The organism is Pseudarthrobacter sp. Pseusp20, from assembly GCF_059492155.1.
Genome location: NZ_CP168521.1, coordinates 2,166,612 through 2,187,278 on the forward strand (window position 1 = coordinate 2,166,612; position 20,667 = coordinate 2,187,278).

At 62.6% G+C, this 20,667-nt stretch carries 17 protein-coding genes, 2 pseudogenes and 1 riboswitch; of the genes and pseudogenes, 8 read left to right on the forward strand and 11 right to left on the reverse strand.

Features of this window, described 5'->3' with window-relative positions; translation table 11 throughout:
• Nucleotides 1-222: 222 nt before the first annotated feature.
• The 9 genes and pseudogenes from ACEN9K_RS10045 to ACEN9K_RS10085 form a co-directional block, all read right to left on the reverse strand.
• Nucleotides 223-1,184: pseudogene (locus tag ACEN9K_RS10045) on the reverse strand (2-hydroxyacid dehydrogenase).
• Nucleotides 1,181-2,380, reverse strand: coding sequence for a pyridoxal phosphate-dependent aminotransferase (locus tag ACEN9K_RS10050; RefSeq protein WP_495635629.1), 1,200 nt, complete (start codon nucleotides 2,378-2,380; stop codon nucleotides 1,181-1,183). Before ACEN9K_RS10050 ends, ACEN9K_RS10045 begins: the two are co-directional and overlap by 4 nt.
• Before the next feature lie 197 nt (nucleotides 2,381-2,577).
• Entirely contained in the window at nucleotides 2,578-3,186 is a 609-nt protein-coding gene (locus ACEN9K_RS10055) for a MarC family protein (RefSeq protein WP_495635696.1), read from the reverse strand.
• A gap of 180 nt (nucleotides 3,187-3,366) precedes the next feature.
• Entirely contained in the window at nucleotides 3,367-3,618 is a 252-nt protein-coding gene (locus ACEN9K_RS10060) for a hypothetical protein (protein ID WP_495635630.1), read from the reverse strand.
• Between the two features lie 15 nt (nucleotides 3,619-3,633).
• Complete coding sequence (gene pdxS, locus ACEN9K_RS10065) at nucleotides 3,634-4,536, reverse strand: pyridoxal 5'-phosphate synthase lyase subunit PdxS (RefSeq protein WP_495635631.1); 903 nt, start codon at nucleotides 4,534-4,536, stop codon at nucleotides 3,634-3,636.
• Entirely contained in the window at nucleotides 4,533-5,324 is a 792-nt protein-coding gene (locus ACEN9K_RS10070) for a methylenetetrahydrofolate reductase (protein ID WP_495635632.1), read from the reverse strand. Before ACEN9K_RS10070 ends, pdxS begins: the two co-directional genes overlap by 4 nt.
• 129 nt (nucleotides 5,325-5,453) lie before the next feature.
• Complete coding sequence (gene glyA, locus ACEN9K_RS10075) at nucleotides 5,454-6,791, reverse strand: serine hydroxymethyltransferase (protein WP_495635633.1); 1,338 nt, start codon at nucleotides 6,789-6,791, stop codon at nucleotides 5,454-5,456.
• A complete protein-coding gene (gcvH, locus tag ACEN9K_RS10080) occupies nucleotides 6,788-7,171 on the reverse strand; it encodes a glycine cleavage system protein GcvH (RefSeq protein ID WP_495635634.1) in 384 nt (127 codons plus the stop codon). The genes glyA and gcvH overlap by 4 nt, the downstream gene beginning before the upstream one ends.
• Before the next feature lie 85 nt (nucleotides 7,172-7,256).
• Nucleotides 7,257-8,153: pseudogene (locus tag ACEN9K_RS10085) on the reverse strand (glycine dehydrogenase (aminomethyl-transferring)); the annotation flags it as partial.
• A gap of 152 nt (nucleotides 8,154-8,305) precedes the next feature.
• A riboswitch (glycine riboswitch) is annotated at nucleotides 8,306-8,405 on the reverse strand.
• Nucleotides 8,406-8,632: 227 nt separating this feature from the next.
• Here ACEN9K_RS10085 and lysA point away from each other — a divergent pair.
• The 3 genes from lysA (at nucleotide 8,633) to dapC (ending at nucleotide 12,331) form a co-directional block, all read left to right on the forward strand.
• Nucleotides 8,633-10,072, forward strand: a complete 1,440-nt coding sequence (lysA, locus tag ACEN9K_RS10090; protein ID WP_495635635.1) for a diaminopimelate decarboxylase — start codon at nucleotides 8,633-8,635, stop codon at nucleotides 10,070-10,072.
• A 61-nt stretch (nucleotides 10,073-10,133) separates the two neighbouring features.
• The gene (gene dapF, locus ACEN9K_RS10095; protein WP_495635636.1) at nucleotides 10,134-11,147 is read left to right on the forward strand and encodes a diaminopimelate epimerase; all 1,014 of its coding nucleotides are present in this window, start codon (nucleotides 10,134-10,136) and stop codon (nucleotides 11,145-11,147) included.
• Nucleotides 11,144-12,331 carry a succinyldiaminopimelate transaminase gene (gene dapC / locus ACEN9K_RS10100; RefSeq protein WP_495635637.1) on the forward strand — a complete coding sequence of 396 codons (1,188 nt, stop codon included), beginning with the start codon at nucleotides 11,144-11,146 and terminating at the stop codon, nucleotides 12,329-12,331. Before dapF ends, dapC begins: the two co-directional genes overlap by 4 nt.
• 146 nt (nucleotides 12,332-12,477) lie before the next feature.
• Here dapC and ACEN9K_RS10105 read toward each other — a convergent pair whose 3' ends face one another.
• A complete protein-coding gene (locus ACEN9K_RS10105; protein WP_495635638.1) occupies nucleotides 12,478-14,634 on the reverse strand; it encodes an amylo-alpha-1,6-glucosidase in 2,157 nt (718 codons plus the stop codon).
• Nucleotides 14,635-14,916: 282 nt separating this feature from the next.
• Nucleotides 14,917-15,912: a 2,3,4,5-tetrahydropyridine-2,6-dicarboxylate N-succinyltransferase gene (dapD, locus tag ACEN9K_RS10110; protein WP_495635639.1), complete on the reverse strand. Its 996-nt coding sequence runs from the start codon at nucleotides 15,910-15,912 to the stop codon at nucleotides 14,917-14,919.
• Nucleotides 15,913-16,096: 184 nt separating this feature from the next.
• On the opposite strand from dapD, the gene ACEN9K_RS10115 reads away from it, so the two are divergent.
• From ACEN9K_RS10115 to ACEN9K_RS10135, 5 genes are all read left to right on the forward strand, one after another.
• Nucleotides 16,097-16,408 carry a (2Fe-2S)-binding protein gene (locus ACEN9K_RS10115; RefSeq protein WP_495635640.1) on the forward strand — a complete coding sequence of 104 codons (312 nt, stop codon included), beginning with the start codon at nucleotides 16,097-16,099 and terminating at the stop codon, nucleotides 16,406-16,408.
• On the forward strand, nucleotides 16,365-16,712 hold the full coding sequence (locus tag ACEN9K_RS10120) for a (2Fe-2S)-binding protein (RefSeq protein WP_495635641.1): 348 nt from the start codon (nucleotides 16,365-16,367) through the stop codon (nucleotides 16,710-16,712). Before ACEN9K_RS10115 ends, ACEN9K_RS10120 begins: the two co-directional genes overlap by 44 nt.
• The gene (locus tag ACEN9K_RS10125) at nucleotides 16,702-17,919 is read left to right on the forward strand and encodes an NAD(P)/FAD-dependent oxidoreductase (RefSeq protein WP_495635697.1); all 1,218 of its coding nucleotides are present in this window, start codon (nucleotides 16,702-16,704) and stop codon (nucleotides 17,917-17,919) included. The genes ACEN9K_RS10120 and ACEN9K_RS10125 overlap by 11 nt, the downstream gene beginning before the upstream one ends.
• Nucleotides 17,916-19,139: an NAD(P)/FAD-dependent oxidoreductase gene (locus tag ACEN9K_RS10130; protein ID WP_495635642.1), complete on the forward strand. Its 1,224-nt coding sequence runs from the start codon at nucleotides 17,916-17,918 to the stop codon at nucleotides 19,137-19,139. Before ACEN9K_RS10125 ends, ACEN9K_RS10130 begins: the two co-directional genes overlap by 4 nt.
• Before the next feature lie 91 nt (nucleotides 19,140-19,230).
• Nucleotides 19,231-20,661 carry an aminobutyraldehyde dehydrogenase gene (locus tag ACEN9K_RS10135; RefSeq protein ID WP_495635643.1) on the forward strand — a complete coding sequence of 477 codons (1,431 nt, stop codon included), beginning with the start codon at nucleotides 19,231-19,233 and terminating at the stop codon, nucleotides 20,659-20,661.
• Nucleotides 20,662-20,667: the final 6 nt, after the last annotated feature.

Consider the following 20,667-nt stretch of genomic DNA (forward strand, 5'->3'; position numbering starts at 1 on the left):
TTCGCCATCTATTCTGGCGGTCAGCGGGGGGCCGAGAGCCTGGTCCTAGACGCTTCCCACAAACTGGCAATCAGCATGAAGGCGGCCTTCTGCCCGTGGACTGTCGGTAGAAGGGTAAGGTGCGACAACAATGGTGTCGTTGGTCGATCTTCTGCTGTTATCGGGTACGAGCCGCGTCCCTAGGGACGCGGCTCGTACCCGCGTTACTGGCGGATGCGCTCACTAACCGATTGGCGAGGGCGGCTGCTCACCACGGAGCACGGCGAGTGTGTTGTCCGCGGCGAGTACTGCCATGGCGGTACGTGTCTCTACGGTTGCAGAGCCGAGGTGCGGCACGAGTGTCACGTTCTCGAGCTCCAGCAGCCCGGGGTGGACCTTGGGCTCGTGCTCGAAGACGTCCAGCCCGGCACCGGCGATGACGCCCTCGCGCAGCGCGGCGGCGAGGGCCGCCTCGTCCACGATGGGTCCGCGTGCGGTGTTGACGAGGTAGGTGGAGCTCTTCATTGCTGAAAGCTGCTCGGCGCCGATGAGGTGGTGCGTGTTGGGGCCGTAGGGGCAGTGGAGCGAGATGACGTCGGAAACCGTCAGCAGCTCGTCGAGGTCGACCCGGCGGGCGCCCAGTTCCGCGGCGATCGCGGGATCGATTTCGCTGCGGGACTGGTAGATGATGTCCATGCCGAAGGCCTTGGCCCGGCGTGCTGTGGCCTGGCCGATGCCGCCCATGCCGACGACGCCGAGGGTCTTGCCCTGCAGGCTGGAGCCGAGCAGGAAGAACATGCCCCATTTCCATGGCTGGCCGGCGCGGATGAGCCGTTCACCCTCACCCAGGCGGCGGGTTGCCATCAGGATGAGCCCGAACGCGATGTCGGCGGTGGCCTCGGTGAGCACACCGGGGGTGTTGGTGGCGATGACACCACGCTCGGTGCAGGCGGGGACGTCGATGTTGTCGTAACCGACGGCGACGTTCGAGACGACCTTGAGCTGCGGCCCCGCGGCGTCGAGCAGTGCGCCGTCGACGCGTTCGGTGAGCAGGCTCACGATCGCGTCGGCACCGGCGACGCGGCGCAGGAGTTCCTCGCGGCTGATCGACTCGGTACCGGTCCAGGCATCGACCTCGTACTCTCGGCGCGAAGGCGTTCGAGCGCGGCGTCAGGAATCCGTCCTGTAACGACGACGCGGCTCATGCGGTCACGATCCATTCGCGCAGGCGTCCGAGGCCCTCGCGGATGTCTGCCGCTTCGATGCCGGAGTAGGCGAGGCGGATGTACTGCCGCTCCTCGCCGGGCAGCCGCCGGCCGAAGTGTTCCCGGGTGCAGAAGGAGACGCCGGTCTTGTACAGGGCGTCGGAGGCGAAGTCGCCGACTGCCGTGTAGCCCATGCGCTCCATGGCCTCGGTGACGTCAGGGAATAGGTAGAACGTGGATTGCGGTACGGCGACGTGCATGCCGGGGATGGAGTTCACGAGCTCGCAGGCGGTGTTGCGTCGCGTCTGCAGGATGTCCAGCATCTGCTGCACGGAGTCCTGCGGGCCGCGGAGCGCTTCGATGCCGGCCCACTGCACGTAGTGGGTGGTGCAGGACTCGTCGTTGGTGTTCAGCGTGCTGAGCACCTGGGCGATCTCGCGCGGGGCGACGGCGCAGCCCAGGCGCGAGCCGGTCATGGCGAACTTCTTGCTGAAGGTGTAGAGGATGACGGTGCGCTCGGCCATGCCGGGAATCGAGGTGATCGAGTTGGAGACGCCCTCGTAGCGGGTCTCGAAGTAGGCCTCGTCGGAGAGGACCCATAGGTCGTGTTCGATCGCGAGCTGTGCGATGGCCTCGCGCTTGGCGGCGGTCGACGCGGCCGAGATGGGGTTCTGCAGGTCGTTGTAGATGATGGCGACCGTGTTCGGGGTGATCGAGGCGCGGATCTGCTCGAGGTCGATCGCGAAGCCCGTGCTCGTGGGCACATAGCGGTACGGCACGGCCGTGCCGCCGAGGTACTCGATCTGCGATTCATGGATCGGGAAGCCGGGATTGGGGTAAAGCACTTCCTGGCCGGGGTTCATGACCGCCTGCAGGAACTTCGTGATGACGGGCTTGCCACCGGTCATCACAACCACATTCTCGGGGGAGAACTCAACCCCGCGGCGCGAGCCGATGGCCTCAGCAAGCGCTTCACGCAGCTGCGGGATGCCAGGGCCCGGGCAGTAGCCCGTGTAGCCGTCCGTGATCGCCTTGTTCATCGCTTCCACGATGTTCGGGGCGGTGGGGATGTTGATATCGCCGAGATGGAAGGGGAACACCAAGTTCCCCTTCGCCTTCCAGGCGGCGGCGGCCTGAGCGACGCTGAAGGCGGTTTCGGTGCCCAGGCGTTCGAGCCGTTTCGCGAGTTGCTGCATTTGTTATTCCATTTCTCGTTGGTTCTGGCCAAAATTTCTCGTACTGGTACAGAGGCCGTCACGGGCTGTGTTGTGCCACGCTATGGGGCTGGGGGATCACGTCGACGGTGATGGCGACCACGGCCTCACAGAAGCCACGGGAGGCCTTGGTCAGGTTGGGGTGCACCTCGACCTGATGTAAGTGGTCGCCACGGTCTTTATGTCCAAGTTCTTGCGAAATCCTGTACAGAGTCGGCGATCATCTGCACTGCAATCGCGGATAACAACAGCCCTGCGATGCGGGTGACAAGCTCAACCCCGTCCTCACCCAAAACCTTCTGGACGATGGTTGCGAAGCGCATCGCCAGGTACAGCGTCGCGAAGGTCACGAGGACACCCGCCACCACGGCTGTCGCGCGGGCGGGGCTGTTTGCCTGTTGCGTAAATACCATGACCGCGACGATGGCGCCCGGACCTGCCATGAGTGGCGTCCCAAGCGGAACGAATGCCACGTTTTTGTACCTGCTGGCGCCTTCCTGTCCATCGTTGGCCCCGGTCAGCAGCTGCAGGGCTATGAGGATGAGAAGGAGACCCCCGGCTCCTTGAAGAGCAGCCAGGCTGATGTGCATGTAGGTCAGAATGTTCTGGCCGAACACGGCAAAGGCTGTGATGACGCCAGCAGCTACCGCAATGGCCTGCAGCGCAGACCGGTTGCGATTCCTGGGCGTCATGTCTGCTGTAAGGGATATGAACAACGGCACGGTTCCGGGGGGATCCATGATCACGAACAAGGTGACCAGGACGGAGATAAACAGCTGCCCGTCAATCCATTCCATCAGGCTTTTCCCTCGTAGCCGCCCAGCTTTCCGTGCTGTTCTTGGTCACTGAATGCCAGGCCAGTTCCAGACGGCTGCGTGTTTTGCTTCCCTCGGTTGATGTGGCTTCGACCTGCCGGTTCCAACGGGCTCCTGTGTCTGCTCGCAGAACCCGCGCCTGCCCTGGGCAGATCACAACCGGCAGCCTCTGGGCAACCAGACACGGATGTCCTCGTCGTCGAATATTGCGATACGTCCCTGTCCCCCGTCCAGCAGTACCCAGAAGATCGTGGCGTGGTAGTTCAGGACGTCGACTTCCCCTCCGCGCACCCCCTCGCCTTGCCGCTGAACCAAGACATATTGGCCTTCTTCCAGCTGCTTCCACTGGCTGGGTGAGAGCTCCGCGCCTATCTCATAGGGGGCGGGGATTCCCTGCATTTCCATCAGTGGCACGGTCAGTCACCAGCCGCGTTCGGCGAGGCGGTGCGGCTGGGGGATCTCGTCGACGTTGATGCCGACCATGGCTTCACCCAGGCCGCGGGAGGCCTTGGCAATGACATCGGGATCGTCGAAGAAGGTGGTGGCCTTGACTACGGCGGCGGCACGCTGCGCGGGGTTGCCGGACTTGAAGATGCCGGAACCGACGAACACGCCGTCAGCGCCGAGCTGCATCATCATCGCAGCGTCGGCCGGGGTGGCGATGCCACCGGCGGTGAACAGCACCACCGGAAGCTTGCCGTTGGCGGCGACTTCCTTGACCAGTTCGTACGGGGCCTGCAGTTCCTTGGCGGCAACGTACAGCTCATCCTCCGGGAGGGCGGCGAGCTTGGCGATTTCGGCGCGGATCTGGCGCATGTGCCCGGTGGCGTTGGAGACGTCACCGGTGCCGGCTTCGCCCTTGGACCGGATCATGGCCGCGCCCTCGTTGATGCGGCGCAGGGCCTCACCGAGGTTGGTGGCGCCACAGACGAAGGGAACTTTGAAGTTCCACTTGTCGATGTGGTTGATGTAGTCGGCCGGGGTCAGGACCTCGGACTCGTCGATGTAGTCGACGCCGAGGGACTGCAGGACCTGGGCTTCGACGAAGTGGCCGATGCGGGCCTTGGCCATGACCGGGATGGACACGGCGTCGATGATCTGGTCGATCATGTCCGGGTCCGACATGCGGGACACGCCGCCCTGGGCGCGGATATCAGCCGGAACACGTTCCAACGCCATGACGGCAACGGCATCGGCGTCTTCGGCGATGCGGGCCTGCTCGACGTTGACGACGTCCATGATGACGCCGCCCTTGAGCATCTCGGCCATGCCGCGCTTCACGCGGCTGCTGCCTGTGGTCGCAAAATCTTGATTCTGAGTCATGGTGTTGCTCCTGTCAGGTTGGAAGCCATAAGAGATGGCTGTAACTCGTTGAGTCTGTTGAACGTATTGATGTGTAAGCCAGCAAAATCCGTCGGTCCGATGTCGACCATGAAACGCGTCAGATCGAATTTCCCGTCTCTGAAGGAGCGTCTGCTGAGCGGCCCCAAGCGACTGATCTTGTGCAGGGACGAGCCCACTCCGATGCGGGATGCAGCCTCTACGAGTTCCTCCCGTGTGAGCGGGCAGGGGGCGCTTGCCCAGACAGGGAGATGTACGCCGTCAGTGCGAAGGCGCTGTAGATAGCGTCGAAGGATTCTTGCGTCGAAGCAGAGCTGTGTCGTGAGTTCGGTGGCTAGATGTTGCTTGGCCAGCAGGGCATCGTAGAGGACCGGGTTGGGCAGGCTTGAGTGGTTTTCCGGATGGCCGATTATTCCGAGTTTGAATGACCCGCCGCTGAACTCGTAGATGTCTTCCATCAAGTGGAGACTTTCGGCGTATGGTCCTTCCTGAGCGCCGTCTCCGGCCATGACGAGGATCCTCCTAATGCCGGAGTGGGCCAGGCTGGTCAAGCTTTCACGAAGAAATCTGGTGCTGGGAATCATTCGAGCTGGCATATGCGGAATGACCCGGTATCCCTGCTCGGACAATCTCGCCGCTGTCCCCAACGTCTCGCTGATTCCGCCCATGGACAGACAGGAAATCGTAACTTCTGCCTCTGATGGCAGGAAGCGTTTCACCATGTCCTCGACCTCAGCTGAGGGCACAATTTTGAAGCGCAGGTTCTCCACAGGAGGATCCTTCCGTGAATACATCGCAGCCGGCCAGGAGCGGGGGAGGCAGAGAGGGATGGGGCCGGTGCCTGCAGGGAGACATGCACCGGCCCCTGGTTTGAGGCTCGAAGTGAGCCTCGCTACCCGTCACCTGGCGTCAGTGCCAACCGCGGTCAGGGACGGGTAGAGCGGGTGGGCCTTGGCGAGGGCGTCGACGCGGTGACGGAGCCCCGAAAGGTCGGCGTCGGCGTCGGCCGTTAAGGCCTCGGCGATGATGTCCGCGACCTCGTGGAAGGCTGCTTCGCCGAAGCCGCGGGTGGCCAGGGCCGGGGTGCCGATCCGCAGCCCGGAGGTGACCATGGGCGGGCGGGGGTCGAAGGGGACGGCGTTGCGGTTGACCGTGATGTCGATCGCCGCTAGCCGGTCTTCGGCCTGCTGGCCGTCGAGTTCGCAGTTGCGCAGGTCCACCAGGACCAGGTGGACGTCGGTGCCGCCGGAGATCACGTTGATGCCTTTGGCGGTGACGTCGGGCTGGACCAGGCGCTCGGCCAGGATGCGGGCACCGGCCAAGACGCGCTCCTGGCGTTCCTTGAACTCAGGCGAAGCCGCGATCTGGAACGCCACGGCCTTGCCGGCGATGACGTGCTCGAGCGGCCCGCCCTGCTGGCCCGGGAACACGGCGGAGTTGATCTTCTTGGCGATGTCAGCGTCGTTGGACAGGATGATCCCGCCGCGCGGACCGGCGAGGGTCTTGTGCGTGGTCGACGTGGTGACGTGGGCGTGCGGCACGGGGGAGGGGTGCAGGCCTGCGGCGACCAGTCCCGCGAAGTGGGCCATGTCCACCATGAGGTATGCACTTACGGAGTCGGCGATCCGGCGGAATTCGGCGAAGTCCAACTGCCGTGCGTATGCGGACCAGCCGGCCACAATCAGCGCCGGCTTGTGCTCTTGGGCCAGGCGCTGCACCTCTGCCATGTCAATGGTGTGGGTGTCTTCACGGACCTGGTACGGAACCACGTTGTACAGCTTGCCGGAGAAGTTGATCCGCATGCCGTGGGTCAGGTGCCCGCCGTGGGCCAGGTTCAGGCCCATGATGGTGTCGCCCGGCTTCATCAGCGCATGCATAACTGATGCGTTCGCCTGGGCGCCGGAGTGAGGCTGGACGTTCGCGTACTCAGCGCCGAACAGGGCCTTCACCCGGTCGATCGCCAACTGCTCGATCACGTCAACGTGCTCGCAGCCGCCGTAGTAGCGCTTGCCCGGGTAACCCTCGGCGTACTTGTTGGTCAGCACCGAGCCCTGCGCCTGCATGACGGCAGCGGCCGTGTGGTTCTCGGACGCGATCATTTCCAGGCCGTCGCGCTGGCGGCCCAGTTCGTCGTCGATCTTTGCTGCGATCTCAGGGTCAAGGGCGGACAGGTCTGCGTCCAGCGACGCGGAGACTACCTGCTCGAAGGCTGCCGTTACGGCAGCGGCGCCGCTCACAGCTCGCCGCCGTTGGCTGCGGCGTACTCTTCAGCGGACATAAGCGGGCCTTCTTCAGTGACCGCCACCTTGAAGAGCCAGCCGGCGCCATACGGATCGGTGTTGATCAGTGCCGGGTCCGACACGACGCCGTCGTTGATCTCGACGACCTCGCCGGTGACCGGGGCGTACAGGTCCGAGACGGACTTGGTGGATTCCACCTCGCCGCAGGTTTCGCCGGCAGAAACCGTGGAGCCAACCTCGGGGAGGTCCACGTACACGATGTCACCCAGGGCATCCGCAGCAACGGCAGAGATTCCAATCCCCACCGGCCCCGATCCGTCCACCGCAACCCACTCGTGCTCGGCGGAGTACTTCAGTTCAGAAACAACTTTGCTCATGTGCTCTTCCTCTTTTGCGTGTCAGTTGGCGGTGTTTACTTTTGGCGCTTGTAGAAAGGCAGATCGACGACCTCGAAGCGTTCTGCTTTCCGGGGAGCGTGCGCTCCATGCCCTCGCGGACAGCCATGTAGGCGGCGTGCGGTCCCCCAAAGAACAACGGCACGCCAAAACGCTGGGTGGAGCCGACGGCGATGTCCGCGCCCTGCTCGCCCGGCGGAGTGATGAGCGTGAGGGCCAGGAGGTCGGCTGCGACGGTGACCAGCGCGCCGCGGTCCTTCGCTTCGGCGATGACGGCGGACTGGTCCCAGACGCGGCCGGAGACGCCGGGCTGCTGCAGGACAACGCCGTTGATGTCGCCCTCGGGCAGGCCGGCCGTGAGGTCGGCAATTTCCACCTCGAAGCCGAGGGCCTCGGCGCGGCCCAGCACAATCGCGATGGTCTGCGGGAGCAGGTCAGCGTCCAGCACAGTCTTGCCGTCCTTGGCCGTCTTGTTCTTGTTGGCCCGGCGCATCAGCAGCACGGCTTCGGCCACGGCGGTGGCTTCGTCCAGTAGTGAAGCGTTGGCCACCGGGAGCGCCGTGAGGTCCTTCACCATGGTCTGGAAGTTCAGCAGCGCCTCGAGCCGGCCCTGCGAAATTTCGGGCTGGTAGGGCGTGTAGGCGGTGTACCAGGCGGGGGCTTCGAGGATGTTGCGGCGGATCACCGGCGGGGTCACGGTGTCGTAGTAGCCCTGACCAATCATCTGCACGGCGGTCTTGTTCTTGCCGGCGAGCTTGCGGAGTTCGGCGAGGACCTGGACTTCGCTCAGTGCGCTCTTGAGGGTGAGCGGCGTGTCCTGGCGGATGGAATCCGGAACCGCGCTGTCGACGAGGTCATCGAGGCTGTCGTAGCCGACGGCCTTGAGCATGGTGTCGATGTCGGACTGGCGGCGCGCGCCGATATGGCGGTCCGCGAAGGTGGTGGGGGACGATTGAGCCGTCATAAGAGGAACTCCATAGTTCAGGTGGTGCCGAAGCGCCACGATGATTCGGGTTCCTCCCCGCTCTGTATCGGACCTGAGAGATTCCGCGAACATGGTGGTCCGCTTGCACCGACGGTGAGCCAAGGCCGTGCCTGGCTGCTTTCCAGAGTCGCCTTGCCGTGGCGGTGCATGGGCCTGAGAGATTCCTGGGGAGGAGTTGCTCCTACGGCGCCTGCCCGGTGTTGACGGGGAGGACTCTCCCGCCACAGCTCGAAAGGCTATTGAGATTTGAGTGATTCGCTTCACACCGTAGATGAGTCGTCAGAATACATGCAACCCAGCTTTAGCTCTTCTGTACCTTGTGAATATTCCCTTTCACCTACTTGCATTGATCGGGATCGTCTGCACTGTTGTACTGACACTCACACGAATTCCCAAGGTCCCCTGGCCGCTTCCAAGACGTCCAGCGGTAAAAACCCAGAACGAGGCCTCATCGAGTTATGTCGACGACAGAAACAACGCAGTTAGAGTCCCCACTAGCCCCGGAGTGGCTCAAGGTCCCCAGCGAGCCGAATGAGCTCAACCCGGGGATTTGGCCGCAAGGGGTGTCTCGATCAGAGGCAGGCGAAATCACTGTCGCCGGCGTGCCTGTGTCTGAGCTGGCTGAGCAATTCGGGACGCCCGCCTATATTGTCTCCGAGGATCACTTCCGCAGCCGCGCACGGGCCTTCCGTGACGCGTTCAACGAGGCCTTTGCTCCCCTCTGCGGTGGAGTGGATGTTTATTATGCAGGGAAGTCATTTCTATGCACAGAGATAGCAAATTGGGTAGACCAGGAAGGACTGCGGCTCGATACGTGCTCGGGAGGTGAACTGGCCTTGGCGTCCCGGGCTGGCATCGATGGTGCCAAGCTCGGTCTCCACGGCAACAACAAGTCGGACAACGAGATCAACCGGGCGCTGGATATGGGCATCGGCAGAATCGTTGTCGACAGCCTTCAGGAGCTGGAACGCGTGGCAGAAGTTGCGCGTGGCCGGGGCCTCACGGCCCCTATCCTGTTGCGGCTCACCCCGGGTGTCCATGCTGAAACGCATGAATTCATCGCTACTGCCCACGAAGACCAGAAGTTCGGCCTGTCCATGGCTTCAGTCCACGGCAAAACATCCCCCGCCGAACAGGCGGTCGCTTCAGCTTTGGGACATGCCAGTATCGAACTCCTTGGTGTCCACTGCCACATTGGATCCCAGATCTTTTCCCCTGATGGTTTCGCTTTGGCCGCAGAAAAGCTCCTCGGCTTCATCGCTTCCGTCCGTGATCTTCATGGCGTGGCCCTGAAAGAACTGGATCTCGGTGGCGGATACGGGATCGCCTACACCGATCTGGATTATCCCCAGGAGCCAAAGCAACTGGCGACGGCGATGGCGGAGGTGGTGGGCGCAACCTGCCGGCAGCTGGGAATTGATGTCCCGCGGATCTCCATCGAGCCCGGTCGCGCCGTTGTGGGCAGTTCAACCTTCACTCTGTACAAGGTCGGCACCATCAAAACCATCCACGTCGAGCAGGACGGCGATGTCTTCGAGCGTCGCTACGTTTCCGTGGACGGCGGCATGAGTGACAACCCTCGGCCTGTGCTCTACGGCGCAGATTACTCGGTTGCCCTCGCTTCCCGCCGTTCGGATGCACCCTCAGCCCTGTCCCGGGTCGTCGGCAAGCACTGTGAGAGCGGGGACATTGTCGTCAAAGACGTCTATCTTCCCTCGGACCTCAAGCCAGGAGACCTGGTCGCAGTGCCCGCCACGGGTGCGTACTGCTGGGTTCTGGGGAGCAACTACAACTACACCCCCCGCCCTCCCGTCGTTGCTGTATCCGGTGGCAAGGCACGCCTCATCGTCCGCGGAGAAACCGAGGAGGACCTTTTCCTCCGTGATGTCTCGTGCTGATTCGGAGCCGTTCCGGCCGCCCATTCCCATACCCTGCTGATTCGAAAGGTCGAATCCTGACATGACTGATTCTTTAGCGAAGGCTGAATCCAGGACTTCCACTCCGCTCCAGGGCGTGCCCTACTGGAAGGGACACGGCACAGGCAACGACTTCGTCCTAATTGCAGACCCCGACAGCGATCTGGAGATCAGCCAGGCGATGACCTCCCAGATCTGCGACCGGCACAGGGGAATTGGAGCAGACGGCCTCATCCGCGCAGTCCGTTCAAAACTCCTACCGGAAGGCCTGGACGTTTTGACGTACGCTCCGGAGGCCGAGTGGTTCATGGACTACCGCAATGCCGATGGCACCATAGCTGAGATGTGCGGCAACGGGGTGCGCGTGTTCGTTCATTTCCTGGTCTCGACGGGGCTCGCGGACCTTGCTGCCGGTGCCGCATTGACCATCGGAACCCGGGCAGGGGCAAAGAAAGTCACGCTGGTCGGAAATGACTATGAGATCGACATGGGCCCTTGGCGGAAAGCATTCCCCGAACGCAGCGCCGATGATGGCACTGACGCCGTCGTCTCAGCGCCGGGTATCGAAGTGCAGCGCGGAGTGTCCATCGACATGGGCAACCCGCACACCGTCGTGATCCTGCCTCCGGGAACACCGCTGTCACCGCTCAACCTGTTCAACGAACCCCATGTCAGCCCCCGTCCGAGGCGGGGAACCAACGTGGAATTCTCCTCACTTACTGAACCGGAAAGCCCGGAACTTCCGCGTGTTATTTCGATGAGGGTTTACGAGCGTTCGGTTGGCGAGACCCAGGCATGCGGAACGGGAGCCTGCGCGACTGCGGTCGCCGTTCGACTCCTATCAGGTCTTCCCGACTCCCAATGGACAGTGCAGATGCCCGGCGGGCCAGTCCTGGTCCGGTTCCAGAAGGAACGCGGGAGGGGAGGAACCGTACGCGAGCACGTCTTCCTGCGCGGCCCCGCCAGGATGATTTCCAAGGGCACCATAGACGCTGAGATGTGGGACTTCCCGCAGTCCGAGTCAGAAGTTTCGGATCTTCTTGAGGTGGCGGGATGAGCGCGCAGCCTGATTCACTTGCGCCTGCCAGGGCGTTCGGCCTTAGTCTTCCTGACTACCCTTGGGATGCGATGGCCCCTTACAAAGCCATTGCTGCCAGGCACGCTGATGGGCCGGTAGATCTGTCTCTTGGTACTCCTGTTGATTCCACCCCGGATGTTGTCCGTGAGGCATTGATCAGGTCAGCCAACGCCCCGGGCTATCCCGGTGCGCACGGCACTGCGTCCCTTCGAGAGGCAATCGCGCAGTGGTTCGCACGTCGCCGTGGAGTCGGAAACCTCGACCCCCAAAGCATCATGCCCACGGTTGGGTCCAAGGAGCTCATCGCGTGGTTGCCGTTCATGCTCGGCCTGGGGCCGCAGGACGTAGTTGTCCGGCCGAAGATTGCATACCCCACGTATGACATTGGCGCCACGCTGTGCGGAGCCACATCGGTGGCCTGTGACTCCCTGGACGAATTGGACCCCGCAAGGCTGCAAAGGGTCCGCCTTGTTTGGATCAACTCGCCGGGGAACCCTACAGGCCAGGTCCGCGACGCGCTGTCCATGAAGGCTCTCGTGGCACAGGCGCGGGAGATAGGGGCTGTTGTTGCCTCAGATGAGTGCTACGCCGAACTTGGATGGGATTCCTGGGACAGGGATATAGGTGGAAGGAATATACCCTGCGTCCTGGACCCGGAAGTTTCCGGTGGCTCCACGCAGGGTCTTCTCTCCCTGTATTCGCTGAGCAAACAATCGAACCTTGCTGGATACCGGGCAGGGTTCGTCGCCGGCGACGAAAAGATCATGGCGAGTCTGGTCAACACCCGTAAACATGCAGGCATGATTGTCCCTTCCCCGATTATGGCCGCCATGGAAGCGGCCCTGAACGACGGGGAGCATGTACGGATCCAGAAGGCTACCTACCGTCGGCGCCGGAAGATTCTGTTGCCGGCGCTGCAGAATATCGGGTTCAAAGTCGAGCACTCGGAAGCAGGTCTCTACCTGTGGGCAACCGCTGGTTTGGACACGTGGCAAACCGTGCATTTCATGGCGGAACTGGGCATCCTTGTGGGTCCGGGAGGCTTTTACGGCCAGGCGGGCGAAGGTTATGTACGGTTCTCGATCACCGGATCAGACGAACGCGTTGCCGCCGCTGCATCCCGGCTGGCAGCAGCTGAGCTGCCGCGAAAAGATCAGCCTTGAGCGAAAGCTGATCACCTCGGCGCCTGTAAGAAAAAGCGCGCTGGAGACGTCGCCGTCGCCAGCGCGCTTTTCCGGTACTTCCAGGCTCGAACGTCCGGACTGAGGTTAGGCGGGACGCCCGGTTTCCCAGTCGCTGCTCAACGTCGCTATTTCTCTTGGTGCAGATGTGCCTGCTCCACGAGTTCGGTCATCCATGGCCGGGATCCGCGGTGCAGAACCATTCCCTCGGGCAGGCCTGCGACGGAGGCGCTCGTACCTGCGGCGTCTATGGTGACCGGCCCGGCACCTGTAGGCGCATTGCTGATATGCAGGTCTCCAAAGGATTCCGGGATTACGGGGTCCATCCACAGGCCCCCGAGGGAAGCGTAGGCGTCGTACCGCATGAGGCTCGTGAGCAGGAAAATCGGCGTGGTGGACGCCCAGGCCTGTGGAGAGCACGCCGTCGGATAGGGCACGGGCTGGCCAAACTGTCCTCGGTCAAATCCGCAGAACAGTTCCGGCAGGCGCCCGTCCGAGTAGTCAGCGGCTTCGAGCAATGCGGTCGCGATGCGCTGTGCTTCATCCACGAGCCCGTAACGCATCAAGCCAGCCACGATGACCGCGTTGTCGTGCGGCCAGACAGAGCCGTTGTGGTAACTGGCCGGGTTGTAGGCACCCATATCCGTAGCCAGGGTCCGCACTCCCCAGCCGCTGAACATCTCCGGAGACATCAGGCGCTTTGCCACCATGGGCACATTTTTTTCATCGACGATTCCGTACCAGAGGCATTGACCCATGTTGGAGGCGCATGCATCGACCGGGCGCTTGTCCCGGTCAAGTGCGAGGGCGTAATAGCCTTTATCCGGCAGCCAGAACTGCTCGTTGAACCGCTGTTTCAACCGTGCCGCGCGTTCCTCCAGCTCAGCCCCCAGGTCGCTGTCGCCGGCGTTGTAGGCCATCCAGGCCCGGGACATGTACGCGCTGTAAACGTAGGCCTGCACTTCGCACAGTGCGATTGGCGCTTCGGCGATTCGCCCGTCGGCAAAGGTAATCCCGTCCCAGGAATCCTTCCAGCCCTGGTTCAGCAAACCCTGGTCATTGAGCCGCTCATATTCGACGAAGCCGTCTCCGTCTTTGTCGCCGTAATCCCGGATCCAGTCCAGAGCCCGGTCCGCATGGGGCAGCAGTGCGGCAATGGTTTCTTTTGCGAAGCCCCAGCGGCTGACCGCCCCCAGCACGTTGATGAACAGCGGTGTGGCGTCGACGCTGCCGTAATAGGCGTTTTTACCTCCCAGGGACAGCCCGCTGGAGACACCGAGCCGGACCTCGTGCAATATTTTGCCCGGCTCCTCCTCGCTCATCGGGTCCACTACTCTGCCCTGACGGTCAGCCAAGGTCTGCAGGGTACCCAAAGCCAGGGACGGATCTACCGGCAGCGCCATTTCCGATGCCCATAACGAGTCGCGGCCGAACAGGGTCATGAACCAAGGCGCCCCGGCGGCCACCACTACGCGCTCCGGATGTTCCGGGTCCTCGATGCGAAGGGCGCCCAGGTCGTCGTAGCTGCGCCGCAGGGTCCGTTCGATGGAGCGGTTGCCCATGCGCACTACCGGGATCCTGGCCACCCACTCCCGTCGGCGTATATCGCGCGGGGACTCTTCAGCCGGCGCAGGATGGACGAACAGCGCGGAAGGTCTTCTTCCGTCAACGGTTGGCACCACGCTCAAACGGATGGTCCAGTGTCCTTTGGCCGGGATTACAACGTCACGGGCCAAACCTTCAGCTGTTGCTCTGGCTCCTTCTGCAGTGACGACGACGTTCTTTTGGACGTCCTGCCAGACAGCACTGATAGCCAGGGAATCGCCGTCGGCCTGCCGCGTCTCGTGCCACTGCCTTTGAATGCGCGCTTCCTTCACCTCAAAGAGGTCAGCGAAGTCCGCTTCGACACTGAGCCGGATCGCGCACTCAGCGGGTTTCAGTGAATAGTTGCGAATGGTGACCGTTTCCAGGATGCCCGCTCCGGCATCCCGCTGCCGCTCCACGAGCAACGGGCTGTCCGCATAACCGTCGGAGCGCGGCACCCGGCCTGCGAAAAGGGCCCGGTAAGGTTCTTTGGTCTCCGCCGACAGCGGCTCAATCGCCTGACCGTTGAGGGTTAATCTCCAGCACGACACTATACGGGTGTCCTGGAAGAAGACTCCCTGCGGCAACTCTGGATGGATGTCCCCATTCTGCCCGGAGATGCAGAATGATGAACCCTCCACCAGGGTTACCGTCCCGGCCCCCAGCGGACCGGCGGCTGTATCAGCATTCCATCCTGCCATTCCCGCTCCTTCAGGCGCTCGGTTTGAGTCGCTGCCCCTACTTCACGCGTGTGGTAGCGGCTCCGCAACCACCGTTCTAATGGACGTTACGCCTGTCGGATCCGATCAACCAGCGCTCCCAGGACGGCTCCTGAACCCCAGGACGACATCCGGACTTCAGGCCCGCCAACTAAGCGGGCTAGAGGCCGCGGGAGGCCTCCAGCCCGCTTTTCATTGCTGAGAGAAATTGTGTGGGAACAGCCGCGAAAGGCCCTAGGTTTTTGCTTCGCTATTTAACTTGATTCAGTTGGCATGCAGAGAGTCGTTGAGCTCAACAGTGCGGCCACCACGCTGGAGGACTTCGACCTGACCGGTGGAGGAGTTCCTGCGGAACAGCAGATTTGCTACCCCGGAAAGCTCTGCGGCTTTGACGACACGGTTTGACTCGACGGTGTCTCCGTCAGCGGAGCCCACGATGCGCACCTTTGTGCCGGCTGTGATGTAAAGCCCGGCCTCGACAACGCTGTCGTCGCCGATGGAGATCCCGACCCCGGAGTTCGCTCCGAGGAGGACCCGCTGGCCCAGCGACACCTTTTCCTTGCCTCCGCCCGAAAGAGTGCCCATGATTGAGGCGCCGCCGCCCACATCAGTTCCATCCCCGGCCACCACACCGGCGGAAATGCGGCCCTCAACCATAGCGGTCCCCAGGGTGCCGGCGTTGAAGTTGACGAACCCCTCGTGCATCACCGTGGTACCTTCCGCCAGGTGGGCCCCAAGCCGGACCCGGTCAGCGTCAGCGATGCGAACTCCTGCGGGAACTACGTAATCAACCATGCGGGGGAATTTGTCCACACCGTAGACGGTCACGGCGCCGCGGGCCCGCAGTCGGGCCCGTGTCTCCTCGAAGTCCGAGACTTCACACGGGCCGAAATTCGTCCAAACAACGTTAGGCAGGACAGCAAAGATTCCGTCCAGGTTCAGTTCGTTCGGCCGAACGAGGCGATGGGAAAGCAGGTGAAGACGCAGGTATGCATCTGCCGTGTCCCGTGGCGGCTCATCGAGGTTTGTCTCCGTGAGGACGACTTTCAGGTGCACACGCCTGTCAGGGTCGTTCCCGTTGGAAGCCAGCCGCGGAAGCTCGCCCGGCGGGGTTGCCGAGAGCTCAGGCGCCCCGAGCCGGGGGGACGGGTACCAGGTGTCCAACACGGTGCCGCTGCTGGACACCGTGGCTATTCCCCACGCGGAGGCCAGCCTGGGGGCAGCTGCTGCAGGGATGTCTTGAGGGAGGGTCTGTGTCATGGGAAAGACTTTAGGTGGGCATGTGTAGAGCCGTCCCCGATCGAGGTAAAGAATTTCTGAAGCCCGGTTGCTCACCTTCTGGTCCTGCAAGGGTTGTTCCCCGGCCCGTACTGCGGTTGATTGATGGGGTCAGAGGTGTTTCAGATCACCACGCCGGGGTCAACCAACAATGGGCGAAGGAAAGATGGAAAGAGTAATTATTTGTAGGTGCGAGGACGTGTACCTCGACGATGTCGAAACTTCCCTCGCCGCCGCCGACGGACCCGTGTCTGCTCATGAACTGAAGCTGCAGACCAGGGCCGGCATGGGAGTCTGCCAGGGACGCACGTGCGGCCCGTTGATTCAGTCGCTGCTGCGTAGCCATTCCGAACTGCTCGCAGATGCCCAGCTTGGACCCGGCAGCAATGCACCGGCACGCCCGATGACCCTGTTGGATCTTGCCGCATCCCGCAATGGCGCGGAACCGAGGAGTGAGTGCGTTGAAGCGAATAAGTGATCATCCCGTCCTGGGGCCGTTGAACCAGGAGGAAATTGAGTTTGAATTTGATGGGAAGTCCTACCAGGGGATCAAAGGCGACTCCATCGCTTCGGCCCTGCTGGCAAATGGCGTACGAACCCTCAGGTACTCAAACCGGGACGGGGACCCGCGGGGGATCTATTGCGGTATCGGTCACTGCTTCGAATGCAGGATGACCGTGAACGGGGTCCAGAGCGTGAGGGCCTGTATCACTCAGGCCTGTGATGGGGACGTTCTTGAAACCCAGGGCGAGAGCCGCAAGGAGGGCCGTGATGATTTCTGATGTAGTCGTAATTGGTGCCGGGCCGGCTGGACTGAGCGCAGCAATTGCTGCCGCCGAAGCCGGTGCCAGCGTTGTGGTCATCGACGAGAACCCCAGGGCGGGCGGAAAGCTTCTTGGCCAGCTTCATGAGGAACCAGGCACGGGCTGGTGGATTGGTGCGGAGATCTCAAAGAAGCTGGCTGAGCGGGCTGTAGACGCCGGTGTGCGTATTCTGACCAACCGGCAGGTCTGGAATCTCTCGTCCGGCTGGGAGGTGGCGTTGGACAACGGCGAATCGGTGAGCGCCAAATACGCGGTTGTTGCCACCGGAGCGGCCGAACGTCCGCTTCCCGTTCCAGGTTGGTCCATGCCGGGTGTAATGGCCATTGGCGCTGCCCAGACCCTCACGAACTACTACCGGGTAAGGCCAGGGGACCGCATTGCCATTGTCGGGATCGACCCTCTTTCCCTGACGGTTGCCCACGAGTTGGGCATGGCGGGTGCGGAGGTTGTTGGAATCTACTTGCCTGGCAAGAGCGTTTTCGCCGGTTCCCAGGCAGATCCTGAACGGAATCTGGAGTACCTGGCTGGAATGTCGGACCTGGCACCCAACGCTTTGCTTCGGTGGGGAGGGCGGCTCGCATCCTTTCGGGCCCTGAGGAATCTTGCGCTGACGTTCTTTCCAAAAAGCGGTATCCCTCTGATGGGGACTCGCCTTAACCTGAGGAAGAGCCTCATCTCAATTGGCGGGGACGGCCGCGTTCAGCACATCGAAACTGCCACAATCGACAAGCAGGGCAACCCCGGAAAGATCAAAACCGTTGAGGTGGACTGCGTCTGCATCTCCGGCGGGCTTTATCCGGTGCAGGAGCTAACCCGTGAGTGCGCCTTGGCGCGGGTCGACCAACTGGGCGGCACGATTCCGCTCTACAGTCCGGAGCTGGAAACAAGCCAGAGCAACCTCTTCGTGGCCGGGAATGTCACTGGAATCGAAGGCGCAAAAATCGCCATGGCGCAGGGCAATCTCGCCGGTACGGTTATCGCCTCACGGTTGGGCCTCATACAGGGCAAAGACGCCATATACCAGGCATCAGAAGCAGTGCGGTCTGCCCGCAAATCGAGTGCCATCACGTTCATGCCCGATATCGAGGAAGGCCGGCGGATCGCAGACGATCTCTGGATCGAACGGGAAAATTCACTGGCTCAGAAGGATGAGAGTTACGTATGAAAACGGCAGACGCAGTCGTTATCGGCGCCGGCGTATCCGGCAGTTCCATCGCCTTCCGCCTTGCTCAGCAAGGACTCAAGGTCATTATCGTGGACAAGAACGGGCCGGGGTCCGGAGCGTCGGGCTCCTGCGATAAGGCCATCTTCATGCAGTCCAAGCGTCCTGGACTGCACATGGAACTGGCCATGGCCAGCCGCCGGATGTATGACACGCTCGAAGCAGAACTGGAACAAAGTGTCGAATTCGAGAGCGATGGCGGCATGGTCGTCATCGAGACCCCGCGCCACATGGAGTTCATGAAGGACTTCATTGAAAAGCAGCGCAAGGCCGGTATCTCCGTGTCACTGATCGATGGAGACGCGGCCCGCGAAGCACAGCCGTTCCTTGCCCCCCACATCCTGGGAGCCTCCTTCAGTCCCGATGACGCTGACGTCAACCCGCTCGCCCTGAACGCCGCCTTTTTCCGGGCCGCAAAAAGGAAGGGAGCCGTACACCAGACCCACAGCGAAGTAACGGCAGTGCACACGGAGCGAGGGAAGGTGACACGGGTCGACACAACCCGCGGAAGCATCTCCACCGCTCTGGTTATCAATGCCGCAGGGCCATATGCAAAGAGCGTCGGGGCCCTGTCGAACATCGACATCCCGGTACAGCCACGACGTGGAACCATTCTCATCTCCGAGTCGATTCCCAAGAAGGTGACCGGGTGCCTACTGGATGCCCAGTACATCGCCTCAAAACACCTGAGCTCCGACAACGATGATGCGCCCCCTTACGGAGTCGGGTTTTCGCTCGGACAAACGGTGTCAGGAAACCTCCTCATCGGCGGCAGCCGTGAATTTGCCGGCTTCGACAAGCGCCCAAACCAGGACGTCATAGCCACCATCGCAGCCCACGCTGCCCGAATCGCTCCGGAACTGGCATCGACGCGGATCATCCGGACAATGACCGGTTTCAGGCCCTACACCGGCGACGGACTGCCGATCATCGACCGGGCACCCGAGGTCGACGGCTACATCATCGCAGCAGGCCACGAGGGGGACGGTCTGGCTCTCGCTCCGCTGACCGGCCAACTCGTGCTCGATCTCATTAAGGGTTCCGGCCCGGCGCACCACTTCCTGCCCGGCCTGCGGGTCGACAGGTTCGCCGCATCGAAGCAGGATGCGCCGATTGTGGCGTCAGGACTGACAACCCCCGCCGAGATCCACGCCCCGGCCTGATGCCGGGGCGTGGTCGGCCCTAAAGCAGCGCCCGGACAGTAAGCACGGCCGGCGACGGAACTTCCGCGCACACAGATTGGATGACTTCACCATGCACGAGACCCTCAAGAACTTCATCAACGGCGAGTTCGTCACGCCCCTCGGCACAAGCCTGCTGGACATCATCAACCCCACCAACGGTGAGGTCGTGGCCCGGTCACCCATCTCCGTGCAGGCCGATGTCGATGCTGCCATGGCCGCCGCCAAGGACGCCTTCAAGTCCTGGAAGCACGTGACGCCCGGACAGCGGCAGCTCATGCTGCTCAAGCTCGCCGACGCCATCGAGGCCAACAGCGATGAACTTGTCGATGCCCAGCACCGCAACACCGGCCAGGTCCGTTCCCTGATCGCGTCCGAGGAAGTGGCCGCCGGCGCCGACCAGCTGCGCTTCTTCGCCGGTGCCGCCCGCATCCTCGAAGGCAAGTCCGCCGGCGAGTACTTCGAGGGCCACACGTCCTTCGTCCGCCGTGAGCCGATCGGCGTCGTGGCCCAGGTGGCGCCGTGGAACTACCCGTTCCTGATGGCCATCTGGAAGATCGGCCCCGCGCTCGCAGCGGGCAACACCGTGGTCCTGAAGCCGTCCGACACGACGCCCGAATCCACGCTGGTCCTGGCGCGCCTGGCCGCGGACATCCTGCCGGCGGGCGTCCTGAATGTCATCCTGGGCACCGGCGAAACCGGTGCGCTGATGGTGGAGCACCAGGTCCCCGGCCTGGTTTCCATCACCGGCTCCGTGCGTGCCGGCATCGCCGTCGCCAGCGGCGCGGCGAAGGGCCTCAAGCGTGCGCACCTGGAACTGGGCGGCAAGGCCCCGGCCATCGTCTTCAAGGACGCCGACATCAAGAAGAGCGCCGCGGCCATCGCCGAGTTCGCGTTCTTCAACGCCGGCCAGGACTGCACGGCCATCACCCGGGTCCTGGCTGAGGATTCGGTGCATGACGACCTCGTGGCAGCCATGGTGGAGCACACCCAGACCCTGCCGACCGGCTCCCAGAACGACGAAGACAACTACTTCGGTCCGCTGAACAACGTCAACCACTTCAATGCGGTCAGGGCTGTCGTGGATTCGCTGCCGGCACACTGCAAAATCGAGACCGGTGGACGTCCCGCGGGGGAGAAGGGCTTCTTCTTCGAGCCCACCATCATCACCGGCGCCAGGCAGAACGACAGCATCGTTCAGAAGGAAACGTTCGGCCCCGTCATCACGGTGCAGAAATTCAACACCGAGGAAGAAGCGGTGGAGCTCGCCAACGACGTGGATTACGCCCTGGCGTCAAGCGTCTGGACGTCCGACCACGGCACGGCCATGCGCCTGAGCCGGGACCTGGACTTCGGCGCGGTCTGGATCAACACGCACATCCTTCTTACCGCCGAGATGCCCCACGGCGGCTTCAAGCAGTCCGGCTACGGCAAGGACCTGTCCATGTACGGGGTCGAGGACTACACGCGCATCAAGCACGTCATGTCCGCCCTCGACGCTTGAAAGTGA